15 protein-coding genes are annotated in these 14,897 nt (G+C 43.9%); 6 read left to right on the forward strand and 9 right to left on the reverse strand.

The window, feature by feature from the left end; translation table 11 throughout:
- Positions 1 to 3: 3 nt before the first annotated feature.
- The 7 genes from CRO16_RS15715 to CRO16_RS15745 all read right to left on the reverse strand — a co-directional run bounded on the left by CRO16_RS15715 (position 4) and on the right by CRO16_RS15745 (position 4,718).
- Positions 4 to 843, reverse strand: a complete 840-nt coding sequence (locus tag CRO16_RS15715) for a ferritin-like domain-containing protein (protein ID WP_097057362.1) — start codon at positions 841 to 843, stop codon at positions 4 to 6.
- A 23-nt stretch (positions 844 to 866) separates the two neighbouring features.
- Complete coding sequence (locus tag CRO16_RS15720; protein WP_097057363.1) at positions 867 to 1,616, reverse strand: ferritin-like domain-containing protein; 750 nt, start codon at positions 1,614 to 1,616, stop codon at positions 867 to 869.
- 258 nt (positions 1,617 to 1,874) lie between these two features.
- Positions 1,875 to 2,156 (reverse strand): Sec-independent protein translocase subunit TatA/TatB, encoded by a 282-nt coding sequence (locus CRO16_RS15725; protein WP_097057418.1) that lies wholly within the window; start codon positions 2,154 to 2,156, stop codon positions 1,875 to 1,877.
- 139 nt (positions 2,157 to 2,295) lie between these two features.
- Entirely contained in the window at positions 2,296 to 3,114 is an 819-nt protein-coding gene (gene tatC, locus CRO16_RS15730) for a twin-arginine translocase subunit TatC (RefSeq protein ID WP_097057364.1), read from the reverse strand.
- 33 nt (positions 3,115 to 3,147) lie between these two features.
- Positions 3,148 to 3,345: a twin-arginine translocase TatA/TatE family subunit gene (gene tatA / locus CRO16_RS15735; RefSeq protein WP_097057365.1), complete on the reverse strand. Its 198-nt coding sequence runs from the start codon at positions 3,343 to 3,345 to the stop codon at positions 3,148 to 3,150.
- Between the two features lie 267 nt (positions 3,346 to 3,612).
- On the reverse strand, positions 3,613 to 4,212 hold the full coding sequence (locus CRO16_RS15740) for a GNAT family N-acetyltransferase (protein WP_097057366.1): 600 nt from the start codon (positions 4,210 to 4,212) through the stop codon (positions 3,613 to 3,615).
- Positions 4,213 to 4,220: 8 nt separating this feature from the next.
- Positions 4,221 to 4,718 (reverse strand): hypothetical protein, encoded by a 498-nt coding sequence (locus tag CRO16_RS15745; RefSeq protein WP_097057367.1) that lies wholly within the window; start codon positions 4,716 to 4,718, stop codon positions 4,221 to 4,223.
- A 345-nt stretch (positions 4,719 to 5,063) separates the two neighbouring features.
- Between CRO16_RS15745 and CRO16_RS15750 the strand changes: the two genes are divergently transcribed.
- The 6 genes from CRO16_RS15750 (at position 5,064) to CRO16_RS15775 (ending at position 12,013) form a co-directional block, all read left to right on the forward strand.
- On the forward strand, positions 5,064 to 6,218 hold the full coding sequence (locus CRO16_RS15750) for a porin (protein WP_097057368.1): 1,155 nt from the start codon (positions 5,064 to 5,066) through the stop codon (positions 6,216 to 6,218).
- 220 nt (positions 6,219 to 6,438) lie between these two features.
- Positions 6,439 to 8,310 (forward strand): tetratricopeptide repeat-containing sensor histidine kinase, encoded by a 1,872-nt coding sequence (locus CRO16_RS16370; RefSeq protein ID WP_097057369.1) that lies wholly within the window; start codon positions 6,439 to 6,441, stop codon positions 8,308 to 8,310.
- Positions 8,310 to 9,053, forward strand: a complete 744-nt coding sequence (locus CRO16_RS15760) for a LytR/AlgR family response regulator transcription factor (protein ID WP_097057370.1) — start codon at positions 8,310 to 8,312, stop codon at positions 9,051 to 9,053. Before CRO16_RS16370 ends, CRO16_RS15760 begins: the two co-directional genes overlap by 1 nt.
- A 117-nt stretch (positions 9,054 to 9,170) precedes the next feature.
- The gene (locus tag CRO16_RS15765) at positions 9,171 to 9,917 is read left to right on the forward strand and encodes a hypothetical protein (protein WP_143544566.1); all 747 of its coding nucleotides are present in this window, start codon (positions 9,171 to 9,173) and stop codon (positions 9,915 to 9,917) included.
- A gap of 345 nt (positions 9,918 to 10,262) precedes the next feature.
- Positions 10,263 to 11,075 carry a response regulator transcription factor gene (locus tag CRO16_RS15770; protein WP_097057372.1) on the forward strand — a complete coding sequence of 271 codons (813 nt, stop codon included), beginning with the start codon at positions 10,263 to 10,265 and terminating at the stop codon, positions 11,073 to 11,075.
- A complete protein-coding gene (locus tag CRO16_RS15775; protein WP_097057373.1) occupies positions 11,036 to 12,013 on the forward strand; it encodes a DUF481 domain-containing protein in 978 nt (325 codons plus the stop codon). The genes CRO16_RS15770 and CRO16_RS15775 overlap by 40 nt, the downstream gene beginning before the upstream one ends.
- A gap of 176 nt (positions 12,014 to 12,189) precedes the next feature.
- On the opposite strand, the gene CRO16_RS15780 is transcribed toward CRO16_RS15775, so the two are convergent.
- Complete coding sequence (locus CRO16_RS15780; RefSeq protein ID WP_097057374.1) at positions 12,190 to 12,819, reverse strand: thioredoxin family protein; 630 nt, start codon at positions 12,817 to 12,819, stop codon at positions 12,190 to 12,192.
- 1,496 nt (positions 12,820 to 14,315) lie between these two features.
- Positions 14,316 to 14,801, reverse strand: coding sequence for an SRPBCC family protein (locus tag CRO16_RS15795; protein WP_097057376.1), 486 nt, complete (start codon positions 14,799 to 14,801; stop codon positions 14,316 to 14,318).
- Positions 14,802 to 14,897 lie beyond the last annotated feature (96 nt).

Genomic DNA, 14,897 nt, shown 5'->3' on the forward strand with positions numbered 1-14,897 from the left:
CAATTATGACACAATGAAAAGTCCGGCAATTTCTGAAGCCTTTTGACCTGTCATAGGTTCGTCAAAGGCCTGGCTAACAGCAATGGCATCAAAGGCAGTGGCATCAACAAGGTTCACCCCGCCCTGGGTAATTTGCTCTTCCCCTTCATAGACCGCAGCTGTGGCTTCGGGCATCCCGGGTCCCCGGTTATCAAGCGTGATCCATCCAAGGGCATTTTGATCCAGGTCATACCCCATTACATCGGCTCTTAATCTTCTAATTTCCGAAGCATGCCTTGCCTCGACAGAATGGATTTGAAGTGCCGGAGTAAGAAATGCGGTTCCCATTAAATTACCGGCCTGGCCTTTATAAGCTCTCACCCCCGTGTCTTCAAAAGCCTGGGCAAGGGCAAGTAATTGTGCATAGGCAACTTCCTGCCCGGTGGAGTTTTCATTGAAAGGGTCAAACGCTCCTCCTGCTGTAAAGTCAAATTGAGGAGATTCCAGGCTGTTATCGCCCAGGCCGGCTTTCAGGAATTCCACATGAGCAGTTTCATGTTTTGAAATTTGCTGGTAAACAGCCTCGGCACGACTTCCCGCAGGAAGAACGCCGGAGTCCAAAGCCCTCCTATAAAATTCCGCTTCCAGGTATTCCAGGGTAAGGGCAAGCTGAAGTGCACCGGTTGCAGCATTTTGATCCTGAAAAGCATAGGCCTTGGAGGAACCGGCCAATCCAAACGGAATTGAAACCAGAAGAGCCTTTTTACTAAGAGATCCAAATGTTTTTAAGGCATCTTTTCTTGAAGATGTTTTATTGACAAGGTTTTCTGAAGTGAATTCCTCTAAGAAATTTAATATGTTCATAATTACAATTTTTAAAGTGGTTATTAGCCTGTAGGCAATTGGTTTGCGGTAAATTCGGTTTTTATAAATCCTGTTTCTTTCACAGCATTCAGAATAGCAGGTGGAGCCAGGGCCAGATCCAGCCCATTTGCGTCTACAACATCATCCCCGGCAAAAGCTTTTGGATCTTCTAAATAGATGGAACGAATTGCTGCAGCATGCCTGGCTTCCACCGAAACGATCTTACCTGCAATTACAAGGTAATCGGGAGTTTGGATAAGGCTGCCTGCTCCATTATAGGCAGCAACACCTGTGTCTTCAAGTATTCTTGCTGTGCCAAGAACTGAATCCCTGCTTCCGAAATCTACAGAGGAAAAATCGAATTCCAGTTCGGGTAATACAACATCGGCATTTCCATTGGCTGCAGCCATTAAAGCTGCTTTAAAAAAATCCCGATGGATCACCTCGTGTTTGTAAAGGTCTTCAAGGATAAGACGTTCTTCGGCATTAGCTCCTGCCCAATACGCGCCGTCCATGACATTGGTATAGAACGCTGCCTCCAGTTGTTCCAGGGCATAGGCATAATTTAAAATTCCCAGATCGCCGCTTCCCAAATCAAAAGGAGCTCCCGGCTGGACCGGAGGATTTAACATGTCATCGTCGCTGCTGCAGGCAAGCAAAAATCCTGAACCTACAACGGCCATACTTCCTATCTTGAGAAAGTTTCTTCGTGAATTAGTACAATCGATCCCGGCATTTGCTGCAGGCTGCACTTTAATAAGTGGTTTTTTCATAATAAAATGTTTCAGTTATATAAATACTTACGGAGCAGAAATACCGGCGGTTTTAATCAAAGCCCTAAAACTTTGTTAAAACAATAATATATTGCTTCGGAAGAGAGGGAATCTGAGCCGGAAAATGTTGTAAAGCAGTAATAGATGAGAAAGACATGCTGCAGAATTAAAAGTTCTTCAGCAACAGAAAAAGAATTGTTTGGGAGGCGCAACACCAGGCAAAAAAGCCTGAAGCAGTTTTTTTTTCAAGGCTGCTTATTATCTTCTTTTGACAGACCCTGTAAGGTTTTCTAATTCCTGTTTTCCTTCAGGGATGTGTTTTTTAACTTCACGGGTTACGTCTCCGGTTTCTTTTCCTGAATCATAGACGTTTTTCATAACCTCTCCCTTTATTTCATCTGTTGCACTCTTAATACCCCGGACTCCTTTTCCAAGGCCTTTAGCTATCTCCGGAATTTTATCAGCTCCAAAGACCATGACCAGCACAAAGATTATAAAGGAGATTTCAGTAAAGCTGACAAACAATGGAATGATTTGAATAGGATTCATTTTGAATATTTTTAAAATTGTTGGCAATAAGATTCTTCAAGGTTTTTCAGCGGAAGGAAATTTTTTCCACTGAAAAAATTTCCGCAGAGAGATCAGTCTCACAAGATTAACCGTTTTCCGCTTAGCTCCGTTAATTAGCCTTACTTCTTTTCAGGACAATCCCGGAAATCACAATGCTTATTTCATATAATACAAGCACAGGAATAGCTACTAAAATCTGACTTAAAATATCCGGAGGGGTAATAATAGCCGAGAGGATCAAAACCCCTACAAGGGCAAATTTTCGGTACTTTCTTAATCCGGATGGAGTTACTATCCCAATTTTGGAAAGAAAATATATGATGATGGGCAATTCGAAAATGAGACCGCTGGCAATCACAGAGGATCGTACCAGCCCAATATAACTTCCAATATCAAATTCATTAAGCACCTGTGAGCTTACCTGGTAGCGTCCCAAAAAGTTAATTGAGAGCGGGGAAATTACGTAGTATCCAAATAATACTCCGATAAAGAAAAGAACAGAAGAAATAAGGATAAAGCCGCGGGCAGAATTTCGTTCCTGCCTGTGCATTGCGGGGGAAATGAATTTCCAGAATTCATAGATAATATATGGAAAGGCAATAATAAAGCCTGCCGTTACCGACGTCCAGACATGGGCAGAAAACTGGCCTCCCATTGTTCTACTTTGAATGCTGAAGGGCATCTCTCCCCGGTAACAAAAGCCTCCTTCGAAACCCACCCAGGTCGTGAGCCTGCATAGAACATCATAGGTGAAGAAGTCCACATTGCTGGGGCCAAAGAGCAAGATATCAAAGATGAAGCCTTTAGCCATAAAGGCCAGCACTCCCCCAATTGCAACCGCTAAAGTAGCACGAATCAAATGCCATCTCAATTCCTCCAGGTGATCTAAAAAAGACAATTCCCGGGTGGCCATAATGTTTCTTTCCATAATTACAATTTCAGGTGAACTATTAGGTAATGCTTATTTAGAGGTCACGTTTTTATCCGGTTTTTCTTCCACCGTCTCCTTTCCGGAAGCATCTTTAAATTCCTTAATACCACTTCCCAGTCCTTTCATTAATTCGGGTAGTTTCTTGCCCCCGAATAAGAGGAGAACTACAATTACAATTAAAATAATCTGCGGGGTGCCAATCATTAATGGCGTTACAAGAGCGTTCATAAGCTGTGTGTTTTTTAATTATTTATAAAATTTTAATTCAAAAATCTGAGAAGCGGAATTTTAGAAATAAGCCCATCAAAAAATTTACTGAGCATTTTTCCATAATAAAGGCTTCTACTTATACCTACGAAGCAGGAATAGGGAAAGTTTTCTTTGAAGATTTAAATTTTTGTTAAAACAAAAATGTCTTAGCTCCTCAAAATCGAAATAACTAATCGACTGAACTGTAAAAACTGAAGAATAAAACTTGTGTGTAGTCTGGACAGGCTAGGTGAAAAGTGGGGCAAAACGGGTTTCTTTTATTTCCTTCCATTCCTCACAAAGAATGCTGTAATACCGGGAATTTCTTCTAAATCCGTCGGACATTAAGGTGTGGCTGCGAAGTTCCCCTTCAAATCTGCCTCCTATGGCTTCAATGGCTTTTTGGGATTGAAAATTCCGGGCGTCGGTGACAAATTCTATCCGTTCAAACCTGAGTTCCTCAAAGGCATATTGCAGCATGAGATACTTGCAGTTCCTGTTGAGGCCTGTTTGCTGAAAATCCTTTCCTATCCAGGTCCAGCCAATCTGCAACCGACTGTGTTCATGGGATATCGCACCAAAACTTGTACTGCCGGCATAGGTATCGGTTTGCTTGTCAAAAATGGCAAATGCATAACGGGTTTGTTGCCGGCGCTGCTGCAAAGCCAGATCGAAATAGTCCTGCAATGCTTCGGGAGTACCAAAGGGCGAGGGAGAAAATTTTAGAAGATCAGGATTTTCCAGGACTACCGGCAACAAGGAGGCATAATGCCTTTGCGCCAATGGCTCCAACCTCACACCGTTATTCTCCAGGATCACAGGGGTATCAAAAATCGTATTTTTCATAGGTCTTTTTATTGAGCTTTATAATCACCATTCCGGAAAAAGGGGGAACTACTTAACAAGATCATCCCCTCCAGCCGGACTGCCTCCCTTCCGAAGTAAAATCCGGAATGAAAAAGCATGTCTACAACGTCTTTGTAGTGGCGCAGGTTAGAAAGAACCACGCCTACCCGTTTTCCCGCACCATTATTAATCATGAACAGCAGCACCAGGGCCAGACCTGCTATTTCCTTTCCGAGAGTCCATTTCTCCTCCTCTATTTTCAGCAGGTTAGCCAGGCTGTAGCAACCATATAACACCAGACTGGAAACAGCCACATGTATAAAACTAATCCAGAAATAAGCCATTTTATGCTCTTCGGGATTTACATTAAAAGGTTCAAACAGGTACACAAATAAAAAAGCCGGAACACAAATCGCCAATGCCAGCTTACCCAGCTTGTCCTGAGTGAAATAATAAGGGTACGGCTGCCGGAGAAAATTGGCGAAAGTGACTGCCCGGGATCTCATTGCACTCTAAGTTATTCCTTCCAAAAATAATGAATCCGGTGATGTCCCGCTACAAAAAATGACTTCTGAAAAAGCAAAAAATTCAGAGAAATCTTTGGAAGGGAGCTTGCAAACCGACTACTACTTTCTTAAAAATCTGAATTTTCTTCAGCCTTTACTTGCCACTAAGACACCTTTAAACTCAGGGACTCAAAAATGGCATTTCAAGTGGATCATTCTAAGTCCCGGGACGTGACGGGTATGCAATTCAGTTATTATTCTTAACTTCACTGAGTTAGCCGTGCCGTTTCCTCCTCCCCTTGAGCTTTCAACCGGCTGCAAGCGTTTAAGCCTAAAATAATTCAGATGAAGAAAACTATACTCTCGGGCCTTTTATTTCTAACGGCTTTCTTCGGATTTTCCCAGGTAAATGATAGTCTTAGGGAACCGCTCATTCCTGTAGAAAAAGCAGGGCTCTTAAAAAATATCAATATCACTTTTGATATGCGGATGGAATTCCAGGCTTATATGTTTCGTGGCGGCGACCAGTATTACAACGGAATTCAGTTTTCAAACGGATTTACAGCCCTTGGAATTGCAGCCAAACTTCATGACAGGGTTGATTTTCGTTTCAGGAACCGCTTTAATAAAGACAGCGATGTGCAAACCCTGGACCGGCTGGGCAGTGATATTGAATTGGCTTACCTCGATGTGGAACTTACCCCTACCATCAATCTCCTCATGGGAAAGATGTTTGCTTTTTATGGCGGATATGAATATGAGTTCAGTGCCATGGATGTACTGGAATTCAATGACATCTATAATAATGCCCTCGCCTATGTTACGGGTGCCGGGATCACCTGGCAGGCTCTTGAAGATCATAAATTCGGTTTCCAGATCCTGAATTCACGTACCATGCACTATGACGACCTTTACGGGGATGTGGTTGCAGAAAATATCAAAGAACCCGACTGGCCGGTTGCGGTGGTGGGAAACTGGCGCGGCAACTTCTTTGACGGTAAGATCCAGACCATTTACAGCCTGAGCTATTCCAACCAGGTAAAAAGAAGAGGTACCTATTTTTTCACTTTAGGCCATAAATACCAGCACCGGAATTTCACCCTGATGTATGACTTTGATTATAGCTATGAACAGGTGGATACCAAAGGAATTCTCACCAACCTGTTTAATAACGACCAGATTGCGGAAGAGGTGACCTATGTGGAGAACTGGATAAGAGCCGAATACAGTTTTAGTCCTAAGTTTAAGGGGTTACTCACGCTTATGACCAGCAGTGCCTACGGCAAACCGGAAACCGAAAAAGACCATCTAAGAACCAGCTACGGTTGGATCCCCACAATTTATTACAGCCCCTTTAAAAATATAGATATCCGCTTTTTCCTGGCATACATAGGGCGCTATTATGACTATTCCTCCTATGCCACAGATGTACTGGGAGCCGGGGATTATAATAAGAATGAAGCCAGAGTTGGCATAATTGCCCCCCTTCTTTTGTTGTAAGCTTTGTTTTGGGAGCAGGTTCAAAAAGTTCCTTCGGAAGGGATTTCTTTTCCCCCCTACCCCCTATCTCTCAGTCTGGATTTTCTCTCCGCGGAAGGAAAATATTTCCCAAGCCGGTCAAAAATTTGAATTTCAGGGATTTATATAAAATATTCTGAAATTTATTTTGAGTTTATTGTAACTTACCGGTTAGTATTTCTCCCCCGTTTTATTTATTCTGATGGTTAAATCGATCTTCACAATACTCATTTTGTGGACCGGCTTCAGTTTTGCACAGGGAGAGGTTCCGGGCCCGGGTGCTTCCGTAGATGCCAGCCTGGCCTGGATGCGCGCCAATGAGACTTCCGCAGAAAACCTCGAGCAATTCCATGAGCTCGCCCTCAAAACCTTAAAACGCAGCATTGGCACTGCCCCCGACAGTACCGTTGCGCAGATCCATGAATCCCTGGCCAGCTGGCACTCCTATAACGGGAAATTTCCGCCGGACTCGGTGGTGTACCATGCAGAAAAAGCCCTGGACTATCATTTAAAAGAAGGAAGCAAACAGAAAATTGCAGATTCCTACCGGTCCCTTTCTATTGATTACCTCAACACGGGAGATCTGGAAAAGGCTCAGGAAGTGCTGTTCAAGGCTATTGCCCTTTATGAAGAGCTTGGGGATGACGCCGGGCTTGGCAGCGCCTATCGCACCCTGGGAGTAAAATTCCGCGTAACGGGAGATTTTGAAAAATCCATAGCCTACACCAATGAAGCGCTGCCTTACCTGGAAGCAGCCGAAGATTACAGCTCCCTGGCCATTGCCCAATTCAATCTCATCATAGGTTACGGGGAATTGGGAGCATATGAAAAAGCCTATGAAGCTGCAGAAAGATGCCTGGAACTCGTAAAGACAAAAGTCCCCGAAGAGGTCTTTGTGGCAGTGAGAGCCTACTCCTATCGTGGAGATGTGTACATTAAAGCCGGAGACTTGGACCGGGCATTGGAAGATTATTTGACCGCCTGGGAAATGTGTAAGAAAGAGATTGGCGAAGAACGCTGCGCCACTTACCGCACAGAAATAGGGCATATCTATCTCCTGCAGAAAAACTATTCCCGGGCATTGGGACATTTGTTAGCCGGGGTAAAATCCTATGAGGATAAGGGGCAGGTAGGATTAATTCAGCCCTATCTCGATTTGGCAGAAGCTTACAGCAGCCTGGGAGATTACAGGAATGCATTGTTCTATAAGGAAAAGGCGCATGCCAATTCAGAAAAGCAGCTTCAGGACAGAATTAGCAGTATAGAGTCTGAAATGGCTATAAAATATGAGACCGGAAAAAAGGATGAGGCCCTGGCTTCGCAGGCCGCACTGCTTCAGCAGAAAAACAAGACACAGAACCTCTTCATCATCATAGCTTCCCTGTTATTGCTGTTCCTGCTTTTCCTGCTGTATTTCTTTTACCGGAACAAGAAAGCCACGCAGATCATACGTGCCAAAAATGCAGAAAAAGAACTCCTGCTTAAAGAGATCCACCACCGGGTGAAGAACAACCTGGAAATGGTGAAAAGCCTTATCGCATTACAGTCGGCACAAATTGAAGATCCTGTTACCAAAGATGCCATGATCGCCAGCCAGAACCGGGTGCAGTCCATGGGGATCATCCATCAGAAGCTGTACCAGGGAAAAAACCTGGGGAGTATTGAAATGAAAGATTACTTCATCAACCTGAGTGAAGGCATCCTGGATACTTTCAATGCCGAAGACCGGGTAAAGATCGAATGCGCTATGGATCAGCTGGAGCTGGATGTGGATACCGCAGTTCCCATAGGCCTTATTGTAAATGAACTGCTTACCAATGCCCTCAAATATGCCTTTCCGGAAGATCAGGAAGGGGTTATCAATATTAGCCTGGAAAAGGATCCCCATCATAACCTGAAACTGGAAGTAAAAGACAACGGCATTGGAAAAACGATGGGAGTAGCCCCCAAAGGCACGGGCTTTGGCTCCCAACTGATAGAATTACTCACCCGGCAACTAAACGGAAAGATGAGGGAGCGCAGTGGAAAAGGAACCCACGTGGAATTTGACTTTGCTATTCAGAAAAGTGCATAATGGGCGAAAAAGTAAAATTATTGATCGTAGAAGATGAAATGATCATCGCTGCACATATTTCCCTCCAGCTCTCAGAAATGGGTTATGAGGTAACAGGCATTGTACCACGGGGGGAAGAAGCCCTGGTGCATGTAAAGGAAAATCCGCCGGATATCATCCTGCTGGATATCAATCTTAAGGGAGAGCTGGACGGGATTGAAACGGCCCGCCAAATGCAAAGAACCCGGAACATACCGGTTATCTATCTTACCGCCAATGCAGACGATGCGCATTTCAATAAGGCCAAAGACACGCATCCCTACGGATTTATAGCAAAACCTTTTAAAAAGCTGGATCTGCAACGGGCCATCGAATTAACCGTGAGCCAGATAAGCTGCAGGGACGGCGGCAACATTGCTGTTGATTCCCAAAAAGATGAAACCTTTATCCTTAGCGACTGCATCTTTGTAAGGCATTTGAATTCTATGGTAAAGGTAAGTATCAAAGACATCCTTTATATCGAAGCCGAACGCAACTACTGCCGTATCTTCTCCAACAGCAAAGAATACCTGGTGGTCATGACGCTAAAAGAGATGGATAGTAAACTGCCTTCCCGGCATTTTTTAAGGGTCCACCGTTCCTATATAGTGAATATCTCCCAGGTAAAAGAAGTGGCCACCAGCCATATCGTGCTAGGCAGGAAAGCCATTCCCATAAGTAAATCCCTTAAAGAGGAGCTGCTAAAGCGGCTACAGACCATTTAATTCCTTCGTTAAAGAAACCGGATGTTTGGGACAAGCATTGAGCCCTTTCGTCCCGGATCGTTTTTAGTATTAATTGATTCTCAGTTACTTAGAGGCATAATCTAAACACATGATGCTATGAGAACGATGAGAATCTTCATTGCCACACTGGTGGTCGCGATTTATGGAACAGGAGTGTTATCAGCACAAAATGGAACCGCTGCAAGTGAGATCCTGACAACGACAGAGATCACTGTAAAACAGGGACATAATGCACAATTTATAGAAGGTGTAAAAAAATGGAAGGAATGTTATCTCAAGAACAACGGAAGTGAGAAATGGACCATGTGGAGCAGGCAACAGGGAGCAGGCCAAGTTTATATCATGGCCGGCACAATTTCCAACTGGAGTGAAATGGAATTGAAAGGGGATGTAGATAATGAATGCTATATAGCACTATTAAACCATATTCTGCCCCACATTGAAAAAGTAAATTCCAGGGTCGCCAGCACTATGCCCGAAGTAAGCAGAAGCACACCCGAAGATACAAAGTACATATGGGTGACCTACTACAACGTGCGCAAGGAACACGTTTTTAAAGAAGTAATTCGGGAGGTTACCAATGCTATTAAGCAAAAAGAAGGGGCACCCCGGGGCCTATGGTATAACTTCCAGCTGGGCGCCCCCGATACTCCCAATTTTATGGTAGTGGAACCCTATAAAGGCTATGCCGAAATCGACATAAAAAGGGATAGCCCTGCAAAGATCTATACGGATGCGGTGGGAGAAGAAAAGGCCAATGCTCTATGGGAGAAATGGTTCGACACCCTGGAGGAAAGATGGGCCTACATCTATAAACTAAATCCTGAAATGAGCAGCTATTAGAGGCCAAAGAGAAACTTACCGATCGGCGGAAGGTTTGATTGGATCGTACACCGCGCGAAGGCCGGATAAAAAATACCCATTTAAAGGTATTGAACGGCTCTTCCCACATATATATCTTAGCAACGTCAATATTCTATATTTGGATAGCTGGTTGAGGAAGTTTAGGTAGGGGGTTACTTCCTCATCATTATAGTGGGATGTACAAAGTGTATCTCTAATTTTTACCGGTAAGAATTATTTGGCCTAAGAGCCTTCAGGTTTTTCCTGAAGGTTCTTTTTTTTGAAAAGGTGCCCTTTCAGACAAGATTTTTATAATTTCTATATTTACAGCACAAACCAGGATTTATGGATAAAGGCCTCAAAGAAATTTCAGATTACTGGAAAGAAAGTTATTCCCGGCAGGTAAAGGAATACCGGCCGTTCGAGATCTCGGCTGAATTTGCACGGTTTGCCTCCATGTTCGCACCGGGCAACTCCTATTTCTATGTGGTTAACCTACACAACTTTAGCCTGGAGTACATTTCAGATTCTGTAGAGGCTTTTACGGGCAAGGATCCCGGGAGCATTGACCTGCAGGATCTACTGGAAGCCGTCCTGCCCGAAGAGGTGGAGATCTTAAGCCTTAAAAGCAAGGTGAACAGTGATTTTTACACCTCCTTTGTAGACCGGAAAGAGGTGCTCAATTATAAGAATATGTTCTCCTACCGCATGAAGGATGGCGACAACGGAGTGAGAACCATGTTGTACCAGGCATTTCCGCTGAGTGTTCTGGAGAATGGCTCCCCCGAGCATGTGTTTTGTCTGCATACCGATGTTTCCCACCTCAAAGTAAGCAGCAATAACGGCGTTTCCTTTGTACATATGAACGGCGGGAAAAGTTATTACAACGTGGATGTTTCCAAAGGAAAATTTCTCATTGATGGCAGTGAGGCCGCTTCGCATGATCTCGCAGAGCTGCTCACAGAAAGGGAGAAAGAGATCGTCATTGAGTTCTCAAAGGGTCTCAGTGCAGAACAGGTCGCGAAGGAACTTAACCTCTCCCCCCACACCATCAAGACCCACAGGAAGAATATCCTCAAAAAAAGCGACTGCACCAATACTACAGAGCTCGTGGCAAAATGTCTCACCAACGGGATCATCTCTCCTGCTTTCATTTAGGATCTCATGAGATCTCCTGTGGCATTGAGGATATGCAGACCATACCTATAGGAAATTTTCTCTGCCCGGCACTTCCGGAAGAATATCTACATCTGCAACCAAAAGTTATTCCCGATAAAATCCTGTTTAGCCTTTATCCTTTATCATTCAAAAGATCTTTTTATTTTTGCGGGCTCATGATAAGAACTCTCCTTTTACTTACAGCCCTTTTATTTTCCTCTCTCGTTTCAGCCCAACTGGTGAACATTGAAGCCAAACGCATGCAGACCGATTCGGTGAGGTTCGCTTTAGCTGCCGACTTTTCCTTTAATCACACCAACAACGACGGCAAGCAGGTGAACCAGATCGATGCCGCCCTAACTACTCAGCTTAAATCCAGGGATCTTAAGATTATCTATTTTGTGCTGGGCAATTACAAACTCATAGATTCAGACGAGAAGAACCTGCAGAACTCCTGGTTCCTGCACGGCAGGTTCAATTATAAGTTCAATCAGGTGCTAAGGTTTGAAAGCTTTTTGCAGGGACAATACAATCAGCTGCTGGTTGTGGAACAGCGTAACCTGGTGGGTGCCGGGCTGCGGGTGAAATGGGTGGATAAAGAGCGTTTCAGCGGCTATGCCGGCAACAGCTACATGTATGAGGTGGAATACAGCGACCGGGCCGGCACCACCAATTACAACCACCGAAACAGCACCTACCTCACCTTATCCTATGCTCCCAAATCGGGAAGGTTTTCTGTCACCAACACCTTGTACTACCAACCGCTCTACAGGGAACTTGAGGACTACAGGATCCTGGAACAATTCAGGCTGGATTTTCCCCTTTCCAACTGGTTTAAAATCTTTACCATTTACAACTACTACTTCGACAGCAAAACTCCGCTGGATACCAAAGAATACACCTCTAACCTGAATTTCGGCGCCGGACTAAGTTTCTAGAAGTAAGATTTTAGAAGTTAGAAATACGATTGTAGAAGTTAGAAGTACGATGTTAGAAGTTAGAAGTTAGAAGTATGATCTCATGCCCTGGTTAATTATAAGGGCTTCCCGTGATTAGATAGAGTTAATATGGCTCCTACTGACCGCTAAAATTGCCTGAGATAGCAGAATCTTTTTTACCCGTCGATTTTGAGTAAAACCTCTTCCTGCTTCTCAATATTTTGTACTACTGCTGTAAGTTCATTGATGATGCTTATACCTTTATCCTTATTGTACCAGATTTGCAGCTGACTCTTAAATGCGGCATCAATTTTTCCGAATTGCTCTTTATAGTCGGTGACTAATTGAGTAGCTGCAGCTGTTCGTGGTCCCCAGCTGGCCATCACCTCAAGATCCGGATTTAATATGACGAGCTTTGGAATAGATCGGGTACCGTTGGTAAGGAAATGATCCATCAATTGAGGATGCTCATCTCTCAGGACTACCCTAAGCTCAATATTTTCTGAAGCTTCAGCGATCTTGTTAAGCACCGGCAGGGTTTGGGCAGCGTCCCCACACCAGGATTCGGTGATAAGCAGCCAGATCTGTCTTGTTTGAAGCTCTCCAAAAATGGCAGTTTCCGCTTCAGTAAGCTGAATGGTTTTATTCAGCCGCAGGGAACGTTTATAGTTGAGAGCTGTAAATTCAATGCGCTCCTTGTCGGTTTCTCCTGTAGTGCTTTGGGTAAGCACCAGCTTGTTCATCAGGTCCATGTATTCCATGTAATTCATAGAATCTTCCAGACCCTGAGCCAAATATTCTTTCATAGAGATTTAATTTAAAATGCAATTTTAGACTTTTGAGATGCGGAAAAAAATGACTCTCCTCAGTTTAGGAAAAAAGTTGCAGGTTGCGGATTGCAGGTTGTCGGTTGCGGGTTGTGGGTTGCAGGTTGCCGGTTGCCGGTTGCGGGTTGCGGGTTGGAAAAAGTTGCAGGTTACATGTTGCAGGTTACATGTTGCAGGTTAATTCTGGATTTTATTCTCAAATTTCTTCAATATACATTATACAATATACAATATACAATTTACAGATACGTCTTTGCGAAGGAGCCCAGCCTTTCGGGGCGACTGAAGCAATCTGCTGATGGTTTATGCTCGTGAAAAATTTCACACAAAGCCCACTAAGCCAAGAATGTAAGATCACGAAGAAAGTGGTCGAGAAATGGAATTTGGTGCCTGGAATTTGGTGCCTGGATTTTGGTGCTTTGAATTTGGTGCCTGGAATTTGGTGCTTGGAATTTGGTGCTTGGAATTTGGTGCTTGGTGCTTGTGATTTTTCAGTTGCGGGTTGCGGGTTCCGAGTTGCGAGTTGCGGGTTGGAAAAAGTTGCAGGTTACATGTTGCAGGTTAATTCTGAATTCTGTTCTCAAACTTCTTCAATATACATTATACCATATACAATTTGCAGATACGTCTTTGCGAAGAAGCCCAACCTTTCGGGGCGACTGAAGCAATCTGCTGATGGTTTATGCTCGTGAAAGGTTTCACACAAAGCCCACTGAGCCAAGAATGTAAGATCACAAAGAAAGTTGTCGAGAAATAGAATTTGGTGCTTGTGTATTTTTCAGTTTCGGGTTGCGGGTTCCGGGTTACGGATTTTGGAATTTGGTGCTTGGAATTTGGTGCTTTGAATTTGGTGCCTGGTGCTTGTGTATTTTCAGTTTCGGGTTGCGGGTTTCAGGTTGGAAAAAGTTGCAGGTTACATGTTGCAGGTTAATTCTGAAATTCTGTTCTCAAACTTCTTCAATAGACATTATACCATATACAATTTGCAGATACGTCTTTGCGAAGGAGCCCAGCCTTTCGGGGCGACTGAAGCAATCTGCTGATGGTTTTTACTGAGTCTACTATTCACTCCGGCCCTTCCTATTCCTAATAATATTTTCAAATGCCTCATGAAAAATTTCACACAAAGCCCACTAAGCCAAAAATGTAAGAACACGAAGAAAGTGGTCTAAAGCCACAGATGCACAGATATTTTTTTTAAAAAACTTTCTGATCACCGATCACTGAACACTATTTTTTTCCCGCTGATCACGCCGATTTCCGCAGATTTCCGCTGATTCCGGTTTACAATGGTAATAAAGAACTGCCGGCCAAAAATTGCTCCCTGCAACTTTCTGATCACTGAGCACCGATCACTGAACACTATTCTTTTCCCGCTGCTCACGCCGATTTCCGCAGATTCCGGTTTACAGTAGTCGTAAAGAACTGCAGACTAGTAACTGCCCACTGCCTACTTTCTGACCACTGAGCACCGATCACTGATCACTCCTTTTTAACACTTCCCGCCACTTCCCACTTTCGGCATATTCTTTAAGCGTCCTGTTGCGCCCCTTCAGGAAAGCGGTCATATAAGCTTTGAGAAATAATTTGTTGGCAAGCCATCCCAGGGGACCCAGCGGGGCTTCAAATTTGAACACATCTTTCATCAGGGTTCCTTCTTCAGTTGCAGAGAAATAATGTTCATGCCGCAGGCTCTTAAAAGCACCTTTCTCCATTTCATCCACAAAAAAATGTGGCGGATCAAATTCGGTAACCCTGGAAGTCAGCTGTTGCGTAACTCCAAGATGCTTGCCCCGGTAGGTTACAGTCTCATTAAATTTAATTAATCCGCTGGTTCTTCCTGCCACTGCTCTTTCATTGGAAGAGGTTACCGCCTTCGACTGGAAGTCAATACTTCTGGCCAGGTCAAATACAATTTGAATATCTGCCTTTATATGAGTGTCTAACCTGATTACCGGCATATTCGACTATTTGTTATTCTGTTTACTACAAGATAGACAGTTTTGAGGAATTTGTTGGCGGTAAATGGAAGATAAGGCATAAGCGGGTTTTTTCAC

Source organism: Salinimicrobium sediminis (assembly GCF_900215295.1).
Classification (GTDB): domain Bacteria; phylum Bacteroidota; class Bacteroidia; order Flavobacteriales; family Flavobacteriaceae; genus Salinimicrobium; species Salinimicrobium sediminis.